Source organism: Candidatus Binatia bacterium, assembly GCA_035631035.1.
Classification (GTDB): Bacteria; Eisenbacteria; RBG-16-71-46; order SZUA-252; family SZUA-252; genus DASQJL01.
Genome location: DASQJL010000021.1, coordinates 1 through 18,225 on the forward strand (window position 1 = coordinate 1; position 18,225 = coordinate 18,225).

Here is an 18,225-nt window from a genome sequence, read left to right on the forward strand (position 1 = left end):
ACCCTCGTCTTCCTCTATGAAATCTCGCTGCCACCCTCGGGACTGAAGGCGTTTTTCAGCCAGCTGGCGCTGACGCCGGGACGGGTGAGCTACGGGCTCTCGACCGGCGAGGCCACCTGGAGCGAGCTGGCGGCGCCCTTCTTCACCTCGATGTTCCTGCATGGCGGATGGCTGCACCTGATCGGAAACATGTGGTTCCTCTGGATCTTCGGCGACAATGTCGAGGACTCGATGGGGTCCGTGCGCTATCTTCTCTTCTATATCCTCTGCGGCCTGGGAGCAGGGGCTGCCCACTACCTGCTGGGCCCCGGATCCCGCCTGCCGACCGTGGGCGCCTCGGGCGCCATCGCCGGGGTCCTGGCCGCCTACGTCGTGGAGTTTCCCGGCGCCCGTGTCCTGACGCTCGTTCCCCTCGGTTTCTTCATCCGGGTCATGGAGTTGCCGTCCGTCGCGGTGATCGGCATCTGGTTCCTCATCCAGATCGTGAGCAGCGCCCTGAGCTTCGGGGTGGCCGACAAGGGGGGCGTCGCCTTTTCCGCCCACGTCGGCGGTTTCGTGGCGGGACTCCTCCTGGTCCGGCTCTTCCGCCGCCGCAGGGTTGTGGTGTAGTTCGGCTCCAGATTGGGTACTACCGAGGTAGTGGTACCCGGGGTATACCTCCGTCGCGGCTTGACTCGGCCCCACCTTCTGCCAGAATCGGTATCACGGAAGGCAACCAACCCATCCCCCTAAGCCTGGGAACGACAAATGAGTAGCAGACTGCGCATCATTCTCGTGTCGCTGGTCATCATCGGCGCGATCAGTTACCTGGTGCTGACCGGGGTCAAGCAGACCGGCCTGCAGTACATGTCGGTGGCGGAGCTGGCCCAGCTCCAGAAGCCTCCCGCCCAGGGCGGCTTCCGGCTGGACGGGAAGGTGGCGACGGGGACGATCGACTACAACCAGAAGATACCCGTGCTTAACTTTCAGATGACCGACGGCAAGGAAGCGATCGGCGTGGTCTACGACGGCCTCATGCCGGACGCCTTCGGGGAGGGCCGGGAAGTGGTGGTCGAAGGGACCTACGACCAGTCGGCGCGCACGCTGCACGCCTCCAAGCTGGTCACGAAGTGCCCCTCCAAGTACGAGGCCGAGGGTCTCGGCAAGGACAAAACGTGAGCGAGATCGGCAGACTTTCGGTCATCCTGGCGTTCATCGCCTCCTGCTACGCGGTGGTGTCGATCGCCTACGGGCTCCGCACCTCCATGTCCGGCCCGCTTCGCAGCGGCCGGCGCGCCGTCTGGACGGTGTGCGGGCTGACGCTGTTCGCCGTGGTTCTCCTGGTCTACAAGCTCGTCAACCTGGACTTCAGCTGGCGCTACGTGGCCGAGCACACGAGCCGCGATCTGCCGATGATGTACCGGGTCTCCTCGCTCTGGGCGGGGCAGGAGGGCTCGCTCCTCCTCTGGCTCCTCATCCTGAGCGCGTACGCCTGCGCGTTCCTCTGGGCCTATCGCAAGCGGCTCGACCCCTTCTACGACGCGGTGGCGATGGTCGTGGCCTGCGTGATGATCTTCTTCACCAGCCTGCTCACCTTCGTCTCCTCGCCGTTCCGCGTGCTCGCCACGCCGCCGCCGGACGGCAACGGGCTGAACCCGCTGCTCCAGGATCCCGGCATGATGATCCACCCGCCCATCCTCTATACGGGGTACGTCGGGTTCATCATCCCCTTCGCCTTCGGGATCGCGGTCCTGCTGATGAACCGCACCGGCACGCGCTGGATCGAGGAGGTCCGCCGCTGGACGCTCTTCAACTGGATGTTCCTCGGCACCGGCATCCTCATGGGCGCCCGCTGGGCCTACATCGAGCTGGGATGGGGCGGCTACTGGGGCTGGGATCCGGTCGAGAACGCCTCGCTGATGCCGTGGCTGGTGGGGACGGCGTTCCTCCACTCGGTCATGATCGAGCAGCGGCGCGGCATGCTGAAGACCTGGAACGTGGCGCTGATCGTGCTGACGTTCGAGCTCTCCATCTTCGGGACGTTCCTCACGCGGTCGGGAGTGCTGACCTCGGTGCACTCCTTCACCGAGTCGAACATCGGCCCCTGGTTCATGGGGTTCATCCTGCTGTCGAGCACCATCGCCGCGGCGCTGATCCTCTACCGGAAGGCTTTATTGGAGAGCGAGAACCGGCTGGACGCGGTGGTCAGCCGCGAGGGCTCCTTCCTCTTCAACAACGTGCTCTTCGTGGCCCTCTGCTTCGCCACCTTCCTCGGCACCATCTTCCCGGTGGTGAGCGAGGCGGTCACCGGCTCGAAGATCTCGGTCTCGGCGCCCTTCTTCAACCGGGTGAACGTGCCGATCGCGCTCGCCCTGCTCCTCCTGACGGGCGCGGGGCCGGTGCTCTCCTGGAAGCGCGCGACCGCCTCGGTGCTGAAGCGGAATCTGGTGATCCCCAGCTTCGTCGGCCTGCTCGCCGCGGTCATCGGGATCCCCTTCGGGCTGCGCGGCCTCTATCCGATCGTTTGCGTGTTCGGCGTGGCGTTCGTCGTCTCGACCATCGTCATGGAGTTCGCGCGCGGGCTGCAGGCGCGCAAGGACGTGGCCGAGGCCAAGGGCGCGATGGCGGTGGTGAGCCTGGTCCAGAAGAACAAGCGCCGCTACGGCGGCTACATCGTGCACGCGGGCATGGTGCTGGTCTTCGTCGGCGTGCTGGGCTCGACCGTGTTCCAGAAGGAGGCGCACGGGCCGCTCCGCGAGGGGGAGAAGCTCTCGCTCGGTCCCTACGCGCTCACGCTGCGCGGGGTCGAGGAGAAGCAGGTCGCCAACGCCCAGCAGACGCGCGCCGTGCTCGACGTGAACCGGAACGGCAAGTCGCTCGGGCTGGCCCACCCCGCGAAATCGATGTACTTCAAATCGCAGCAGCCGATGACCGAGATCGCGCTGCACCAGACCCCCTCCGAGGACCTCTACATGATCCTCGGCGGCGTGAACGACGACGGCTCGGTCTCGATCCAGGCCTACATCAATCCGCTCGTCAGCTTCATCTGGCTGGGCGGCGTGGTCATGGTCTTCGGGACGATCATCGCGCTCACGGACAAGATGCGGCTGCGGCGCGAGGAGAAGCTGGGCGGATGAAGCGCGCCCTCCGGCTGTTCTTCGGCCTTCTCGTGGGTTCGATGCTGCTCTCCGGCGCCCTGAGCGCGCCGGCGTATGCCAAGAAGGATCCCGCCAAGACCATCACCGACGGCATCATCTGCCCCTGCTCCTGCGGGGAGATCCTCACCGGCTGCACGTGCGAGACCGGAAAGGCCATGCGGGCGTACGTAGATGCCGAAGTCAAGGGAGGGAAGACCAAGGATCAGATCGAGGCCGCGCTCGTCAATCAGTACGGCGAGGTCATTCTCGGAGCGCCCAAGGCGAAGGGGTTCAACCTGCTCGTCTGGGCGGCGCCCGTGGTGGCCACCGTGGTGGGCCTCCTGATCGCGTCGTTCGTCCTCGTCCGCTGGCGCCGCCAGAATCAGTTCGCGGCGCCCGCGGCGCCACCCGCGGACGGCACGGGCGCGCCGTTCCGCAACGACCCCGATGCCCCTGACGCCGCACTGCGCGCACGGGCCGAAGAGGAGTACCGGAGGCTCCAGGAATGACGACGGAGTCGCCACGCCTATGATCGTTCTCGCTCAGGTCTGCCTCGCGCTGGCCGTCGCGCTGTTCGTCCTCTCGCCGCTCTGGTTCTACCGGGGGCAGCGGTCCCACATCGAGGCGCCCGACGCCTCTGCCCGCCGCTCGATCGCCGAGAAGAAGGGGCGTCTCTACAGCCAGCTCCTCGATCTCGATTTCGACAAGGACTCCGGCAAGATCTCCCCCGAGGATCACGCCCGCATGCGGGAGGAGACGATGGGCGAAGTGCTCGCCGTGCTCGCCGAAGAGGACCGACTGGGCGGTCCGCGGCGCGGGATCAAGCCGACGGTGATCGAAGGAGGGGACCGCGTGGAGCGGATGATCGAAGAGTACAAGCGGGCCCGTCCCGCGGCGATCGAGGTGAACCGGTCATGACGAAGCAGACCCTGAGGATTCTCGCGCTTCCGGCCGCCATGCTGCTCCTGGCTCTGGTCCTGGCGCTGCTCGCCATGCCGGCGTGGGCCGTCACGATCACCGGGCACGTGCTGAAGGGCGCGGAGCGCGCGCCGGTCAAGGGCGCGCCGGTTTCGATCCACGTCGTGCGCGGGAACGAGGAGCTTCCGGGCGGCACGGTCCCCTCCGATCCGGAGGGGGGCTTCCGCTTCACCGGCATCACGGACGGCGCGGGGCTCGAGTACTACCTCTCCACCGAGTACGAGGGCGCCTTCTATACCGAGGGCCCGCTCGCGATCCAGAACGGCGCCGCGTCGCAGGACATGCAGGTCTACGACGTGGGGAAGGACTTCGCCGCGGTCAAGGTGCAGGACCACCACGTGATCGTGGAGCGGAAGGACGACGGCCTCCACGTCACCGAGATCCTCATTTTCCAGAACAACGCCAACACGGCCTATTTGGGCGTGGGCGCGAACCACGCGATGCCCTCGGGCATGACGGTGGGGCTGCCGGCGTCGGTGAAGGACTTCAAGCCGGGCCTGGGACTGGACGAGCCCTCGGTGCACCTCCAGGGGCGCGAGATGATGTCGATGCGGCCGATCCCGCCGGGACAGCGGCCGCTCTCCTTCACCTACACGATCCCGCTCTCCGGACGGATGGATCTCTCGCATCGGCTCTATTTCCCGACGCGCCAGATGACGGTGCTCCTCGACGATCCCAAGCTCCACGTCGAATCCACCCAGCTCGCGAGCGGCGGCACGCGCGAGCAGGGCGGAAAGACCTACGCCATGTACATCGGCTCCGAGCTTCCGGTCGGCGCCGAGGTCTCGATGCGGATCGGGGGCGCGGGCTTCTTCTCCAATCCCAAGGTCTATCCCTTCCTGGCGGCGCCGTTCCTGATCGCGGGGGCGCTGTGGTTCGCCGCGCGGCGCGGCGGGCGGCATTTACGAGAGAAGCACACGGCCGAGCAGGTGGCGCGTCATCCGGGGACAGCGGTGGCCTCCGCTCCCGCGGCGGGGATGCAGGCGGGGACGACCGTCGGCACGGCCGCGGCAGGGATTACTCCCGCAAAGCCTCGGCATTCGCCTTCGGCGAATGGCGGACAGGACATGGCCGACACCTACCTCTATCTCATCGCCGCCCTCGATCAGGGCGTCGAGCGCGGCGACGTGAGCCGCGAGAGTCATGCGCTGATCCGCGGCAATCTCAAACGCCGGCTCGAGACGATCCTCGCCGACGAGCCGCACGCCAAGGCCCGCTGACCCACGGCGTGATCGCAGGGGCTTCCCCGTCCTCGGGTGCCTCGGGCGCGGTTCTCAGCGCTCGGGGCATCCGAAAACGATTCGACTCGCGCTGGATCCTCCGGGACGCCTCGGTCGCGCTCGCGGCCGGTGACGTCGTCCTGCTGGCCGGCCGGAACGGCTCCGGCAAGACCACCCTCGCCCGCATCCTCGCCACCCTGCTCGAGCCCGACCAGGGGGAGGTCCTGTTCGACGGCGCGCCGCTGAAGAAGTCGCGCCGCGAGGCGCGGCGGGCGATGGGCTTCGCCTCGCACCGCCCCTTGCTCTACCTGGGGCTGACCCCTCTCGAGAACCTGAGCCTGTTCGGGAAGCTGACCGGCGTGCGCCGGCCGGACGAGCGAGCGCTGGAGCTATTGGAGCGGCTGGGGATGGGCGCCTTCGCCAGGATTCCCGTCGAGCGCTTCTCCCGCGGGATGCTCCAGCGGGTGTCGCTCGCCCGGGCCTTCCTGGGCGAGCCGCGGCTGTTGCTGCTGGACGAGCCCTACACCGCGCTCGACGACGACGGCACCGCGGAGCTGAACGGGCTGATCGGCGAGGCCCGCGACCGGGGGGCGGCGACGATGATCATCTCCCACGATCGCGAGCGCCTGGGGGCGCTCCGGACCAGGCTCTGCCTGATGCAGGAGGGGCGGGTCGTGGAGGAGGGGACGTGAGCGAAGGGGCACGTGGCAGGAGCGGGCGCCCTGGGCTCGGGGCCAGCGGCGAGGTGGCGGCGTGAGCTTCCTGGCCGTCGCGATGAAGGATCTCCGGCTCTATGCGCGGGACGCGCGCTTCGTGGCCACGCTTCTTCTCTTCAGCGCCTCCCTCGTGCTGATCCTGAGCGTGGCGTTCGGGCCGATCTTCAAGGACCCGGCGCGCGAGGCCAGCGCGACCCTCTGGGCGGCGCTCTTCTTCGCCGGCGTGCTGGGGCTGACGCGCTCGCTCGACCTGGAGGCGGAATCGGGAGGGGGCGACGCGATGCGCCTGACCGGCGCCGACCCCTACGCCATCTATCTCGGGAAGACGATCGCCAACATCCTCATCCTCGGCGGCGTCTTCGTCCTGGTGCTCCCGATCGTGTCGGTCTTCTTCGACGTGGGCAACCTGCGCGTGCTCCCCGGGGTGCTCGGCGTTGCCGCGCTGGGAGTGGTCGGGTATGCTGCGTGGGGCACCCTCTTCGCCGCGCTGGCGCGGGGACTCAAGGCGCGCGAGCTCCTGCTCTCGGTCCTGCTCTTTCCGTCGTTGGTCCCGCTCTGGATCGGCGCCGTCAAGATCACCCACTCGTTGTGGGCGGAGGGAACCGCGGCGCCGGTCCAGGACTGGCTCAAGGTGATGGCGGTGTCGGACGTGCTGGGGCTGGCCCTGGCGGCGTTCCTGTACGAATTGATCCAGGAGGCGAGCGAATGAGCGGGGTTGGCGCAATGGGGGCGAGCGAATGAGCGGGGTTGGGGCGGATCTGGAGTCGAGCCGGGCGGGAGCCATGGAGGCAGGCGAATGAACGCGAACGATCCGTCCTGGTGGCGGCCCCTGGGACGCGCGCTCTGGGGCGCGGCGTTCCTGCTGCTCGCGGTGTCGGCGTGGATGATCCTCTCCAAGGCTCCCATCGAAGCGCAGATGGGACCGGTGCAGAAGATCGTCTACGTCCACGTGCCGAGCGCGATCGCCACGCTGCTCGCGTTCGGGTTCACGTTCGCCTGCAGCATCGCCTATCTCACGACGAAGAGCTGGGTGTGGGACGCGATGGCGGCCTCGGCGTGCGAGCTGGGGCTGGTCTTCGCGACGGTCGTGATGGTGACCGGACCCCTCTGGGCCCGGTCGGCCTGGAACACCTGGTGGACCTGGGAGCCCCGTCTCACCACGTTCCTGATCCTCTGGATCCTGTACGCCGGCTACCACGTGGTGCGGGCATCCTTGCACTCCGGAGCCAAGCGCACGGTGTCGTCGATCCTCGGCGTCGTGCTGTTCGTGAACCTCCCGGTCGTCTGGATGTCGATCCAGTGGTGGCGCGGATCGCTGCATCCGCAGAAGGTCACCATGACGGGCGACATGCGCGCCACCTTGCTCGAATCGATGCTCGCCTGGATCGTCTTCCTGGCCGCGGCGTTCGTCTCGCGGCTCCGGCTGGAATGGGCGCGCGAGGCGGCGATGGAGCGGGAGAACGAGATGGCGCCGGGCCTGGCCCGGCACGGCCGCGACCCGTCCGGCGGGGGGAGGGTGTCGGCATGAGCGCTCGCCAGGGCGGCAGGAGCGGCGGGAGGGTATCCGCGTGAACTACGCGATCATCGCCTACGTGGCCGTCGTCGTGATCTGGTCGGTCTACTTCCTCTGGCTCCGCCAGCGCCTCCGCCGCGCGCGCGACTGAGACCGACGTGCGCGACCACTTCCAGGAATTCGAAATCTCACCCGAGCTGGTGCGCGAGATGATCGAGGATGGCGACGACGCCGTCATCCTCCTCGACGTGCGGGACGACTGGGAGTGGGAAGTGGCACACCTGGAAGGCGCGATCCACATGCCCCTCGACGAGCTGGGCCTGCGCCTCAACGAGCTCGATCCGCATCAGGAGATCGTCGCCTACTGCCACGTCGGCGAACGCAGCGTCGACGCCTGCCTGTTGTTGTGGGAGAACGGCTTTCGGAAGGTGCGGAGCATGACCGGCGGTATCGAAGCGTGGAGCGAGCTCGTCGATCCCACCGTGCCGAAGTATTGATTCTCCTCGCTGTGCCAGCGACGTAGAGTCTCTCGCGAGAATCTTCAGTGTCTGCGACCTGCGACAATCGTCGTCGATTTCACACGCGCCAGCGCGGGTAGCTCCGGGGCCGGACGGCTCCGGAATCGGTTCCCAGCAGACCCAACTCGTGGGCGAGTTAATATTTAAGTAAACTTGCACCAGCGCAAGTTGCCCCGCACCACTTGCGCCAGCGCAAGTTGAGTCGCACCACTTGCGCCAGCGCAAGTTGATCCGCACTGCACGTTCGCAATCCCGGTGTCTCCAGCGCTACAAATGCTGATAATTCGGGCCGCCGCCGCCTTCGGGGGGAACCCAGGTGATGATGCCGTAGGGGTCGGCGATGTCGCAGGTCTTGCAGTGGACGCAGTTCGAGGGGTTCAGCTTCAGGCGAATGCCGCCCTCGGGGGCGGGCTCCATCTCGTAGACGTTGGCGGGGCAGAAGTGCTGGCAGGGGTTGCCGTACTCCTCCTTGCAGCGGGTCGCGCAGATCGTGCGGTCCTGCACCAGGAGATGCGCGGGCTGGTCCTCGTCGTGCTTGGTGCCGGAGTAGTAGACGTCGTTCACCTTGGTGAAGGTCTTCGCGTTGTCGTAGCGGCGCTGGGTCTCTTCCAGCGACAACGGCGCGACCCCGGCCTCCTTCAATTTCTCCATGTGCATCGGACCCGGCTTCCACCGCGGGCGATTGCCGAACCCGAGCCCGCCGGTCACCAGCTGAAGCCCGGCGTCGGCCATCCCCATCCAGAGCCCGCGCTCGAATCCCTGGTGGAAGTTCCGCACGCCCCAGAGCTCCTGCCGCACCCACGAGCCCTCGATCCGGAGATCGTACGCGCGCATCGCCTCGGCGTCGAAGCGCCCGGCGACAAGCGCGTCGAACGCGGTCTCGGCGGCGAGCATCCCCGACTTCATGCCAAGGTGCACGCCCTTCAGGCGCTGCGAGTTCAGCAGCGCCGCGCTCTCGCCGGCGAGCAGCCCGCCCGGCCACGACAGCCGCGGCACCGAATACCAGCCGCCCTCGGAGATCGCTTTCGCGCCGTAGGAGAGAATGGTTCCCCCCTCGAGAAGCCGCGCGATCATCGGATGGCGCTTGTAGTCCTGGAACAGTCCATGGGGATCGGTGAGCGGATTCCAGTAGTCCAGCCCCACCACGAAGCCGACGGCCCAGCGGTCGTGGTCCATGCCGTAGACGAAGCCGCCGCCGAACGTGCGCGCATCGAGCGGCGCGCCCATCGTGTGAATGACGCGCCCCTTCTCCACGCGCCCGGCCGGCATCTGCCAGACCTCCTTGATGCCGGTGGCGTAGATCTGCGGCGCGCGGCCCTCGTCCAGCAGGAGCTGCGGCGTCAGGCGCTTCGTCAGGGAACCGCGCGCGCCCTCGCAGAGGACCGTCACCTTGGCGCGGATGTCGGAGCCGGGCTCGAAATTCGGCTTCCGCGCTCCGTTCTTGTCGATCCCCTTGTCGCCGGTGCGCACGCCCACCATCTGGCCGTCCTCGAACAGCCCTTCGACCGCGGCCATGTTGGGGAGCACGTAGGCGCCGGCCGCCTCGACCAGGCCGCCGAGCCACTTCTCGAAATCCCCGAGCGAGACGATGTGATTGCCGTGGTTCTGGAGCGGCGGCGGCAGCATGGGGAATCGGATCGCGCCCGACTTCGTGAAGTAGTAGAGATCGTCGCCGGTGACGTCCGACTCCAGGGGGGCGTTCTTCTCGCGATAGTCGGGGACCAGCTCGCGCAGGGCGCGGGGGTCGAGAATGCAGCCGGAGATGCCGTGGGCGCCGATCTCGGAGGCCTTCTCGAGCACGGCGATCGAGACCTCGCCCAGCGGCGGCTCGCCCGACCCCGCGGCGGCCGCGGCGTTGCGCTCGGCGACCAGCTGCGTCAGGCGGAGCGCGCCGGCGAGGCCCGCGGGCCCGCCGCCCACGAAGACCACGTCGACCTCGAGGACGTCGCGCTGGGCGTCGTTCACGCCGAGGGAACCTTCGCCGACGCCGCGGCCCCCGCCTCGGGATGGCCGTGGCTCAGCGCTTCCAGGTACCGCTCGGCGTCCAGCGCGGCCATGCATCCCGTGCCCGCCGCGGTGATCGCCTGTCGGTAGACGTGGTCCTGCACGTCGCCCGCGGCGAAGACGCCGGGCACGCTGGTCCGGGTGCCGCCGTGCGTCTTGATGTATCCGTTGGGATGCAGCTCGAGCTGACCCTCGACGATCTCGGTGTTGGGGCGGTGGCCGATTCCGATGAAGACGCCGTCGGTCGCCACCTCCGTGAGCTTGCCCGTTTTCAGATTGCGGAGGCGGACGCCCACGACGTGTCCCACGTCGCTCCCCAGCACCTCCTCGATCTCCGAGTCCCAGATGAAGGAGATCTTGGGATTCGCCATGGCGCGCTCCTGCATGATCTTCGAGGCGCGGAGCTCGTCGCGACGGTGCACGATGGTCACGTGCGTGGCGAACTTGGTCAGGAACGTCCCCTCTTCCATGGCGGTGTCGCCGCCGCCCACGACGATCACGCGCTTCCCCTTGAAGAAGAAGCCGTCGCACGTCGCGCAGGCGGAAACGCCGTGGCCCATGAGCAGCGCCTCGGACGGGATGCCGAGGAGCTTGGCCGAGGCGCCGGTCGCGATGATGAGCGCGCGCGCGGTGTACGTGACGCCGTCGGCCGTGACGCGGAAGGGGCGGGCGGCCAGGTCCAGCGATTCGACGGTGGCCTGGACGAAGTCGGTCCCGAAGCGCTCCGCCTGCGCCCGCATCTCGGTCATCAGCGCCGGGCCCATGATCCCGTCCCGGAAGCCGGGGAAATTCTCGACTTCCGTCGTCATCGTGAGCTGGCCGCCGGGCTGGATCCCCTCAATCAAAAGCGGAGCCAGGTTGGCCCGCGCGGCATAGATCGCCGCCGTCAGGCCAGCCGCGCCCGAGCCCAGAATGATGAGATTGCGGCTACCGGTCATGGGAACACACCGTCCTCGTAAGGGTTTAGATGCGTACGCACGCGGTTCGCCGCCGGAATCGGGCTCGACACGGCCGCATCCAAGTGTGGGTCCACGCGATAGTAGGCAAACCGCGACGGCCGATCAACTCTGGGAGCCGCGGGTGACCCCGGGACCTTGGTAGCATCCCGGCAGCCGCGCGGCGGCAGGGGGGCGTCTCCCCGCGCCCCTCTCGCATTCCAACCACGGAGGTACACCCCGATGTTCGCGCGCAGAGCTTCTCTCGCCGCCTCGCTGTTCGCCGCGGCGTTGCTCGTATCGACGGCCGCCCAAGCGGCGCCGACCACCTGGACGATCGACCCGAACCACTCGAACGTGACCTTCACCATCCGCCACTTCTTCAGCAAGGTGACCGGCTCGTTCACCAAGTTCTCCGGCTCGGTCGTCTACGATCCGGCGAACCCGGGGGCCAGCTCCGCGAAGGCCGAGATCGACGCGGCGAGCATCAACACCTCGAACGATCGACGCGACGGGCATCTCCGCTCGCCGGACTTCTTCGACGTGGCCAAGTATCCGACGCTGACGTTCGAGAGCACCAAGGTGACGGCGGACGGCTCGAAGCTGAAGATCGAGGGGAACCTCACGATGCACGGCGTCACGAAGCCTGTCACGCTCGAGGGTGAGTTCCTCGGCGCGGGGCCCGCGATGGGCGGCCAGCGCGCAGGGTTCGAGGCCTCGACCAAGGTGGACCGGAAGGATTTCGGGATCATCTGGAACAAGGTCGTGGACCAGGGCACCATGCTCGGGGACGACGTCGAGATCCGGCTCGCCATCGAGGGCGCGACGGAGCCCGCGGGCGGCGGGAAGAAGGCGGAAGCCGGCAGCAAGGGCGACGAGAAGAAGACGGAGGCGAACGCGAAGTAGCGGGGGGCGCGCCACCCGGCGCGCGAACCGCGGCGCGCGAACGGCCGATTTCGGCGAATCGATCGCGCGTCGAACGAATCCAAGAAACGCAATCCAGCGAGCTGACGCGACGCGCCGAGGGCGCGTGGCCGCAGCTCGCTTCTTTTTGGGGGCCGGCGCTGCGCCGGCGTCGGGATGGGGACGGCGAGGCGGCGCTGCGCTGGCGTCGGGATAGAGCGGCGAGCCGGCGCTACGCCGGTGTCGGGAAGCGCTCGGCCAGCTCGCGCGCGAGATCGGGGAGGACGACCAGGTCGCCCTCGACGAAGGGAAGCGCCGTCAGCTCCGCGGGGAGCACCCATCGGATCTCGTCGCACTCGATGGCGACCGGGGTCCCCGTGTGCGACGTGCAGAGGTGGAAGTAGATGCTGACGCGGCGGTCGGGGTAGACGTGGGTGAGGGCGCGCCACAGCGGCCCCACCTGGACGTCGAGCCCGATCTCCTCGAGCATCTCCCGCCGCAGGCACTGCTCGACCGTCTCGCCGGTGTGGCGCTTGCCGCCGGGGAACTCCCACCGTCCGCCCTGGTGATCGCGCTCCTGGCGGCGCGCGATCAGCACGCGGTCGCCGGCGACGAGGATGCCCGCCGCGACCTCGTAGAGCCGCACCTGCGGGCTTCGCCCCGCCGGGTTACGCGCCACCGAGCCGCGAAGGCACCAGGATGAACAGTCCCCGAAGGAATCCGGGCCCGCCCCCCGACCGCGGGGTCCCGCGTCCCTGCAGTACGCGCTCGAGCTTCGTCTTGAGCTGCTCGTACGTGAACGGCTTTCGCAGCACCTCGACGTCCCCGATCTCGCGGCCCTTCCGCTCGGCCTCGGGGTCGGCGGAGATCACGAGAATGGGCGCCTTCACGCCCACGCGCGCCATCTCCCGGGCGAACTCGATGCCGTCCATCGTGGGCATCATCAGATCCAGCAACACGGCGTCGGGGTAGAAGCCCCCGTTGATTTCGGTCAGCGCCTGGACCCCGCTGTCGGAGAGGCAGACGTCATAGCTCGTTTCCAGTAACAGCTTGAGGCTGGCGAGGGCATCCCGGTCATCGTCCACGATCAGGAGCCGCTTCCGTGCAGTCTTCATACGAATAGTGTGCCTGTTCGACTCAGTCCGGTCAATGCGGGGCGGCGGGTAGGGCCGTACGAGCCCGCGGATGGACCCCCGGCGGGCCGGGCGCCGGCGCTCTCAGTCGGGGATGGAGTAGAGGAACGCCTTCTTGAGCCGGGGAGGGCGGCGGTCGGGGTCGAAGCCGCCGTCGAGCCAATCGAGCCAGGTGCGCATGTCCGTTTCGGTTACCTGCGCGGGGAGGAACTCCACGGCGCCGTAGGAGTAGCGGTCGCGGCTCCAGCCGAGGTTGCTCTCCTTGTAGAAGAAGGCGCAGAGCCGGTCCTTCCCCTCGCGGGGACGGAAGACCTTCATGCGGCAGCGCTCCCGATTCGGGGGAGCCACGTCCAGGACGCCGCCGCGCTCTTCCAGGCGGAAGGGCCGGGATGTCTCCGCCGCGGCGTGGCGAAGCCGCGCGAAGACCGTCGCGATCGGCTCGGGAGACGGCGTCGCGACGGCGGTCAGCGGCGCCGCGGCTGCCTGCGCCGGGTCCGAATCGTGCGCAGCGCCATTTCCACCGGCCCCCGTCGAGACGTCGACGGCCTGCTGAGGCAGCGGCGCGGCCTGGGGTGCCGCAGCCGCCGCCCCTCGCGGGCCTTTCCGTGACTTCCGGGCGAAGAGCGGCATCGCGCCCACGCGCGCCGCCGCCAGGAAGGACTCGTAGGTCCAGGCCGCCATGCCCGGCCGCGCCAGGTAGCGCGTGTCGTCGGGCTGGACGACCAGGCTCACTTCGATGTTGGGCGCGGCGCCGATCGGAATCCGATTCTTCCGGCACGCCTCGTACACGTGCTCGAACACCGCGCGCATGTCTTCGTAGCGGGGCGAAGGGTGGCGTTCCATTTCCGCTCCGATCACGGGACGGAAGATGCAGACCGTGGGAAAGGCGCCGATGCCGGTGATGTAGTCGATCGCCCGCATCGTGTCGACGACCGGCTCGACGCCGGCGATGATCTCCCCCGAGACCGCGCCCTTGCCGAGCAGGTTGGCGCAGTGCTCCATCGCCTCGAAGAACGCCTTCTGTCCGAACCAGCGCTCCTTTCCGGGCAGGTAGCGCGCGAACGCCTCCGGCGAGTGGAACTCGTAGCAGAAGGAGAAGTGATCGACGCCCATCTCCACGAGCCGGTCGTACTGGCGGAGATCCTTCGAGGGCATGAGCTGCACGCCCACCAGCACGCCAACCTCTTCCTTGAGCGCGCGCACGTACGGCTCGGCCAGCGCGAGGTCGCGCCCCGCCTGGTGCCCGCTGTTCAGGTGCACGAACGTGACGCCCGACTCCTCCTTCGCCGCGCGGGCGACCTCGATCACGTCGGCCACGTCCTTCTGCGCCACCTCGTTCACGCCCACGTTGGAGCCGGTGGTGCAGAAGCGGCAGTTCTGCGGCGGATCGGAATACCAGAAGAGGCACGAGTTGGCGATGTAGATGCCGAGATAGGTGCCCTGCAGCACGCCCACCTTGGACATCTCGGTGCCGCGCGCCGTGCGCCGCCCGTACCACGCCGGCTCTTCGGGAATGCGGATGGGATAGACGTAGCCGGTGCGCGTGTCGTGGGCGTGGTAGCCGCCGGCATCGCGTCCGATCACGTAGGGCGAGGAGGCGGCGAAGTCCTCCTCGACCGGGACGTTCATCCAGATGTCCTTGAGCCTTCCGGGGATCACGATCTCCAGCCCCGACCCCAGCCCCGCGCGCGTCCTGGCGACGCGGCGGGCATCCTCCTCCAGCGTGCAGGAGGGGTCCAGCCGCGCGCCGTTGCAGAAGAGGTCGATTTCCAGCTCGCAGGGATTGTGGCGGGGCAGGGACATGGGCAGCGCTCTCGCGGTGATGAAACGCGCCGGGAGGTGGTCCCGGCGCGTCCGGCTAACCCATGAAATCTAGCAAGCTTACGAGGAAAGTTCTATGGTACCTAGGTACCAGCGGACCTGCGCCTCAGCCGGTGCGTGAACGCCGGGGAAGGGACCCCATCTTGAGCTCCCTCCGGAGAAAGGCCTTCGTCCGGAGCCAGGCGTCCTTCGCCGCGGCCTCGCGATAGCCGCCCCACGGGTTGTGCTCGTTGGCGAAGGCGTGGGGCGCGCCGGGATAGATCTTGAAGTCCACGCGCTTGCCGGCCCTCTTCAGCGCCTTCTCGAACGCCCGGACCTGGTCGGGCGCGGGGCCCTTGTCCTCGCCGCCGAAGTTGCCGAGGACCGCCGCCTGGAGCCCGTGGATCGCCGCGGGGTCGGAGAGCGGGGTGCCGTAGTACATGACGCAGGCGCGGATGCCGGGATCCGCGGCCGCGAGCCGGATCGAGTAGCGCCCGCCCATGCACCAGCCGATCACGCCGATCGCGTTCGCGCGGACATCCGATCGTCCGCGCAGGAAGTCGGTCGCGGCGCGCAGGGTGTTCATCGCTTCGTTCTCGTCCAGCCCGCTCATGAGCTGATGCGCGGTCTCGTCGTCCTTTGCGACCTGGCCGTGATAGAGATCCACGGCCAGGGCGACGTAGCCCTCCTGGGCGAGGCGGTCGGACTGCTGCTTCACCCAGTCGTTGAGCCCCCACCACTCGTGGATGACGACGATCGCGGGATGCGTTCCCTCGCCCGAGGGGAGGGCGAGGTAGCCCTTCACCTTGGTCGATCCCTGCGTCAACGTGATCATGCCCGCGCGAGACATGGCCGGAGCCATGGAAAGGAGCGCCAGCGCGGCGATGGCGATCAGTCGCTTCATGGGGATGCGCCTCCGGGTTTGCGTTCGGTGGGTTCCGCTTCGACGTGGGATGAGGATAGCGGGTCCAAGGCGGTCGCGCGACCGGCCGCGCCGTTGGATCGGGCCTCGTCGCCCCCGGCCGGCGGCTCGCTCTCGTCCCGCGCCGGCGCGAAGCCGTCCGCGGCCGGCGCGGGCAGGACCGGCAGCCGGATCGTGAAACGGCTTCCGCGTCCGGCTCCCTGGCTCTCGGCCGCCAGGGTGCCTCCGTGCAGCTCGACGAGACGGCGGGCCAGCGAGAGCCCGACGCCGAGCCCCGAGTAGGGCCGCTCGTGCGTCCGGTCGAGCTGGGCGAACATCTCGAAGATCTCGGGGAGCTTCTCGCGCGGGATCCCGACGCCGTTGTCGGAAATGGCCAGGACCAGCGCGCCCTCCTCCTCGCGCGCCTCCAGCGAGACGGTCCCCCCCTGCGGCGTGAACTTCGCCGCGTTGTCGAGCAGATTGAGGATCGCCTGCGAGAGCCGCGCCAGGTCCGCGTCCAGGACGACCGGATGACCGGGCAGGGAGACGATGAAGCGCTGGCCCCGCCCTTCGATGAGCGGCTGCGCGACGTCGAGCGCGTTCTGGATCACGCGCTCCAGCGCGACCGGCTCGCGGCGGAGCGTCAGGCTCCCGCGCGTGATGCGCGAGACGTCGAGGAGATCGTCCACCAGCCGCACGAGCTGCCGGAGCTGACGCTCCATGATGTCGCGGGCGGTGCCCGAGACCTCGGGGTCGTCGGGGCGGCGGCGGAGGAGCTCCAGCGCGTTCCGGATCGGCGCGAGCGGGTTGCGCAGCTCGTGGGCGAGCGTGGCGAGGAACTCGTCCTTCCGCTGATCCGCCGCGCGGAGCGCCTGCTCCGCCTCGTGCCGCACGGTCATCTCGTGCTGGAGCGATCGGTTCGATTCCTCGAGCGCCCGCGTCCTCTGGCCCACCTCTTCCAGCATGCCGTTGAACGTGTCGACCAGATCCCCGATCTCGTCCCGCGTGGTCTTCTTCACGCGCAGGGAGTAGTCGCGCTTGGACTGGACCTGGTGCGAGACGTCGGTCATGGCGAGGAGCGGCCCCGTGAACGTGGCCTGCAGTCGGTAGGAGAGAACGCCGGCCACGAGGAGGCTCAGGGCGAGCACCATCCCGATGATCGCGAGGTAGCTCCAGACGCGCCGCGAGAGCTCGTATTTCGCCTCGATGTAGACGGTGCCGACACGGCCCGTGGGATCGGAGACCGGCTGCACCATCCAGACGCGGGCGTTCTGGATGCGATATCCGTCGGCTGGCGCTCCCGAGGGGAACGGGGCGAAGTCCTCGTCCGGGCGGACGTAGCGCGCGACAAGGCCCCCCTGCCGCGCGTAGAGCGCGGCCGCCACGATGCGGGGGCGGACGGCGAGAAGCTCCAGATTCTTGGCCGCGGCCGCGGAGTCGTCGAACGCGAGCGCGGGGGCGCTGGCGCGCCCGACCAGGTTCGCCTGCGTGGTCAAGTCGGAGAGCCACGCGTTCCGGTAGTACGAGATGTCGTACAGCACGAGCGAGATCGCGGTGACCAGGAGCGCCACGAAGGTGGTGGCGATCATGAGGAACATGACGCGAAGGCGGATGGAGCGGTCGATGGTAGGGAGGGTCACTGGGAGGCCGGGAGGACGGTCTTGGCGACGGCCAGAAGGCCCGAGCTCAGCTTGAGGCCGCACCCCAGCGCCGGCCCGAGCGCGACCTCGAAGCGGATGCGCCCCTCGCTCGCGACGAAGTTGATCATGCTGCCGTGCTCGAGGGCGCCCGGCGCGTCGGTCACGAGCAGGACGGGCGCTCCGCGCAGGGAGTCGGCCCACTCCTTCACGCGGTCCGACTCGGTCCCCGTGACGAAGAGAATGTGGACGCCCCGAGGGGAGTCGTCCCGGTCGAGGCGCAGGACCCGGATCGGATGGCCCGCCGTGGTTCGGTCGGTCGTCATCTGCGCGAGCTCGGTCGCGAGGCGGTCGTCGCCCGCGACGCCGATCACGATCGGGCTCTCGGGACGGGCGAAGGAGGCGGCCGGCCAGTCGACGTACCCCGAGAACTTGTAGAGGAAGGCGGCCTTGATGCGGCGCTCGAGCTGGACCGCGGCCGGCTCGGCGGCGGGCGCGGGCGCCGGCCAGAAGGCGCCCAGGACGAGCCATGCCGAAGCGATCGCCGCCGGCAGGGGGCGCCGGGCGCGCGCGAGGAAACGGGTCATTGGAGATGCAGCGTGGCTTGAACGTATCCCTCGCGCTCGAATTCCGCGCGAGCGGCGGCGCTGCCCCATTCGGGATGGCGGTCATCCAGCAGATTGCGTCCCACCACCGCGATCTCGAGCTGACGGACCGGCGTCCAGCCCAGGCGCGCGTCCACCGCGGTGTAGGAGGGCACTCGAGGGCTGGGGAGCGAGCCCACCCGCCGCACGGTGACGTCGAGCTCGGCCGAGCGGCCGAGATCCAGGAGCGAGCGCGCGGACCACCAT

At 68.7% G+C, this 18,225-nt stretch carries 20 protein-coding genes; 11 read left to right on the plus strand and 9 right to left on the minus strand.

Translation table 11 applies throughout. The features are described from left to right. The 10 genes from VE326_02115 to VE326_02160 form a co-directional block, all read left to right on the plus strand. Positions 1-609 (plus strand): rhomboid family intramembrane serine protease (locus VE326_02115; GenBank protein ID HYJ31992.1); only part of this gene is annotated, 609 nt, incomplete at its 5' end. A 138-nt stretch (positions 610-747) separates the two neighbouring features. Continuing rightward, positions 748-1,158 (plus strand): cytochrome c maturation protein CcmE, encoded by a 411-nt coding sequence (locus VE326_02120; protein ID HYJ31993.1) that lies wholly within the window; start codon positions 748-750, stop codon positions 1,156-1,158. After that, positions 1,155-3,116, plus strand: coding sequence for a heme lyase CcmF/NrfE family subunit (locus VE326_02125; protein HYJ31994.1), 1,962 nt, complete (start codon positions 1,155-1,157; stop codon positions 3,114-3,116). Before VE326_02120 ends, VE326_02125 begins: the two co-directional genes overlap by 4 nt. Further along, positions 3,113-3,625, plus strand: a complete 513-nt coding sequence (locus VE326_02130; GenBank protein ID HYJ31995.1) for a cytochrome c-type biogenesis protein CcmH — start codon at positions 3,113-3,115, stop codon at positions 3,623-3,625. Before VE326_02125 ends, VE326_02130 begins: the two co-directional genes overlap by 4 nt. Positions 3,626-3,644: 19 nt before the next feature. After that, the gene (locus VE326_02135) at positions 3,645-4,034 is read left to right on the plus strand and encodes a hypothetical protein (GenBank protein ID HYJ31996.1); all 390 of its coding nucleotides are present in this window, start codon (positions 3,645-3,647) and stop codon (positions 4,032-4,034) included. After that, on the plus strand, positions 4,031-5,314 hold the full coding sequence (locus tag VE326_02140; protein ID HYJ31997.1) for a hypothetical protein: 1,284 nt from the start codon (positions 4,031-4,033) through the stop codon (positions 5,312-5,314). Before VE326_02135 ends, VE326_02140 begins: the two co-directional genes overlap by 4 nt. 8 nt (positions 5,315-5,322) lie before the next feature. Continuing rightward, positions 5,323-6,006, plus strand: a complete 684-nt coding sequence (gene ccmA / locus VE326_02145; protein ID HYJ31998.1) for a heme ABC exporter ATP-binding protein CcmA — start codon at positions 5,323-5,325, stop codon at positions 6,004-6,006. A gap of 61 nt (positions 6,007-6,067) precedes the next feature. Continuing rightward, positions 6,068-6,739 carry a heme exporter protein CcmB gene (locus tag VE326_02150; GenBank protein HYJ31999.1) on the plus strand — a complete coding sequence of 224 codons (672 nt, stop codon included), beginning with the start codon at positions 6,068-6,070 and terminating at the stop codon, positions 6,737-6,739. 87 nt (positions 6,740-6,826) lie between these two features. Next, positions 6,827-7,558, plus strand: coding sequence for a cytochrome c biogenesis protein (locus VE326_02155; GenBank protein HYJ32000.1), 732 nt, complete (start codon positions 6,827-6,829; stop codon positions 7,556-7,558). Between the two features lie 143 nt (positions 7,559-7,701). Continuing rightward, positions 7,702-8,040 carry a rhodanese-like domain-containing protein gene (locus VE326_02160; GenBank protein HYJ32001.1) on the plus strand — a complete coding sequence of 113 codons (339 nt, stop codon included), beginning with the start codon at positions 7,702-7,704 and terminating at the stop codon, positions 8,038-8,040. Between the two features lie 288 nt (positions 8,041-8,328). On the opposite strand, the gene VE326_02165 is transcribed toward VE326_02160, so the two are convergent. Further along, positions 8,329-10,026 (minus strand): electron transfer flavoprotein-ubiquinone oxidoreductase, encoded by a 1,698-nt coding sequence (locus VE326_02165; protein HYJ32002.1) that lies wholly within the window; start codon positions 10,024-10,026, stop codon positions 8,329-8,331. Then, positions 10,023-11,003 (minus strand): thioredoxin-disulfide reductase, encoded by a 981-nt coding sequence (trxB, locus tag VE326_02170; protein HYJ32003.1) that lies wholly within the window; start codon positions 11,001-11,003, stop codon positions 10,023-10,025. The genes VE326_02165 and trxB overlap by 4 nt, the downstream gene beginning before the upstream one ends. 240 nt (positions 11,004-11,243) lie before the next feature. Here trxB and VE326_02175 point away from each other — a divergent pair, with 240 nt between their 5' ends. Continuing rightward, entirely contained in the window at positions 11,244-11,906 is a 663-nt protein-coding gene (locus tag VE326_02175; protein HYJ32004.1) for a YceI family protein, read from the plus strand. 229 nt (positions 11,907-12,135) lie between these two features. On the opposite strand, the gene mutT is transcribed toward VE326_02175, so the two are convergent. The 7 genes from mutT to VE326_02210 all read right to left on the minus strand — a co-directional run. Further along, positions 12,136-12,582: an 8-oxo-dGTP diphosphatase MutT gene (gene mutT, locus VE326_02180; GenBank protein HYJ32005.1), complete on the minus strand. Its 447-nt coding sequence runs from the start codon at positions 12,580-12,582 to the stop codon at positions 12,136-12,138. After that, complete coding sequence (locus tag VE326_02185) at positions 12,572-13,018, minus strand: response regulator (GenBank protein ID HYJ32006.1); 447 nt, start codon at positions 13,016-13,018, stop codon at positions 12,572-12,574. The genes mutT and VE326_02185 overlap by 11 nt, the downstream gene beginning before the upstream one ends. Positions 13,019-13,120: 102 nt before the next feature. Beyond that, positions 13,121-14,839, minus strand: coding sequence for a radical SAM protein (locus tag VE326_02190; GenBank protein HYJ32007.1), 1,719 nt, complete (start codon positions 14,837-14,839; stop codon positions 13,121-13,123). 124 nt (positions 14,840-14,963) lie between these two features. Beyond that, the gene (locus tag VE326_02195; protein HYJ32008.1) at positions 14,964-15,740 is read right to left on the minus strand and encodes a dienelactone hydrolase family protein; all 777 of its coding nucleotides are present in this window, start codon (positions 15,738-15,740) and stop codon (positions 14,964-14,966) included. Next, positions 15,737-17,377 carry an ATP-binding protein gene (locus tag VE326_02200; protein HYJ32009.1) on the minus strand — a complete coding sequence of 547 codons (1,641 nt, stop codon included), beginning with the start codon at positions 17,375-17,377 and terminating at the stop codon, positions 15,737-15,739. Before VE326_02200 ends, VE326_02195 begins: the two co-directional genes overlap by 4 nt. Then, complete coding sequence (locus VE326_02205) at positions 17,374-17,961, minus strand: YfiR family protein (GenBank protein ID HYJ32010.1); 588 nt, start codon at positions 17,959-17,961, stop codon at positions 17,374-17,376. Before VE326_02205 ends, VE326_02200 begins: the two co-directional genes overlap by 4 nt. Further along, positions 17,958-18,225, minus strand: a 268-nt coding sequence (locus VE326_02210; protein HYJ32011.1) for a TonB-dependent receptor, incomplete at its 5' end; no start/stop codon positions are given. The genes VE326_02205 and VE326_02210, both read right to left, overlap by 4 nt.

Coding starts and splice junctions, on each gene's coding strand:
- VE326_02205 (HYJ32010.1), bottom strand. CDS start 17,961: ATGACCCGTTTCCTCGCGCGCGCCCGGCGCCCCCTGCCGGCGGCGATC.
- VE326_02190 (HYJ32007.1), bottom strand. CDS start 14,839: ATGTCCCTGCCCCGCCACAATCCCTGCGAGCTGGAAATCGACCTCTTC.
- VE326_02185 (HYJ32006.1), bottom strand. CDS start 13,018: ATGAAGACTGCACGGAAGCGGCTCCTGATCGTGGACGATGACCGGGAT.
- VE326_02140 (HYJ31997.1), top strand. CDS start 4,031: ATGACGAAGCAGACCCTGAGGATTCTCGCGCTTCCGGCCGCCATGCTG.
- VE326_02175 (HYJ32004.1), top strand. CDS start 11,244: ATGTTCGCGCGCAGAGCTTCTCTCGCCGCCTCGCTGTTCGCCGCGGCG.
- VE326_02195 (HYJ32008.1), bottom strand. CDS start 15,740: ATGAAGCGACTGATCGCCATCGCCGCGCTGGCGCTCCTTTCCATGGCT.
- trxB (HYJ32003.1), bottom strand. CDS start 11,003: ATGACCGGTAGCCGCAATCTCATCATTCTGGGCTCGGGCGCGGCTGGC.
- VE326_02135 (HYJ31996.1), top strand. CDS start 3,645: ATGATCGTTCTCGCTCAGGTCTGCCTCGCGCTGGCCGTCGCGCTGTTC.
- VE326_02130 (HYJ31995.1), top strand. CDS start 3,113: ATGAAGCGCGCCCTCCGGCTGTTCTTCGGCCTTCTCGTGGGTTCGATG.
- VE326_02155 (HYJ32000.1), top strand. CDS start 6,827: ATGAACGCGAACGATCCGTCCTGGTGGCGGCCCCTGGGACGCGCGCTC.
- VE326_02120 (HYJ31993.1), top strand. CDS start 748: ATGAGTAGCAGACTGCGCATCATTCTCGTGTCGCTGGTCATCATCGGC.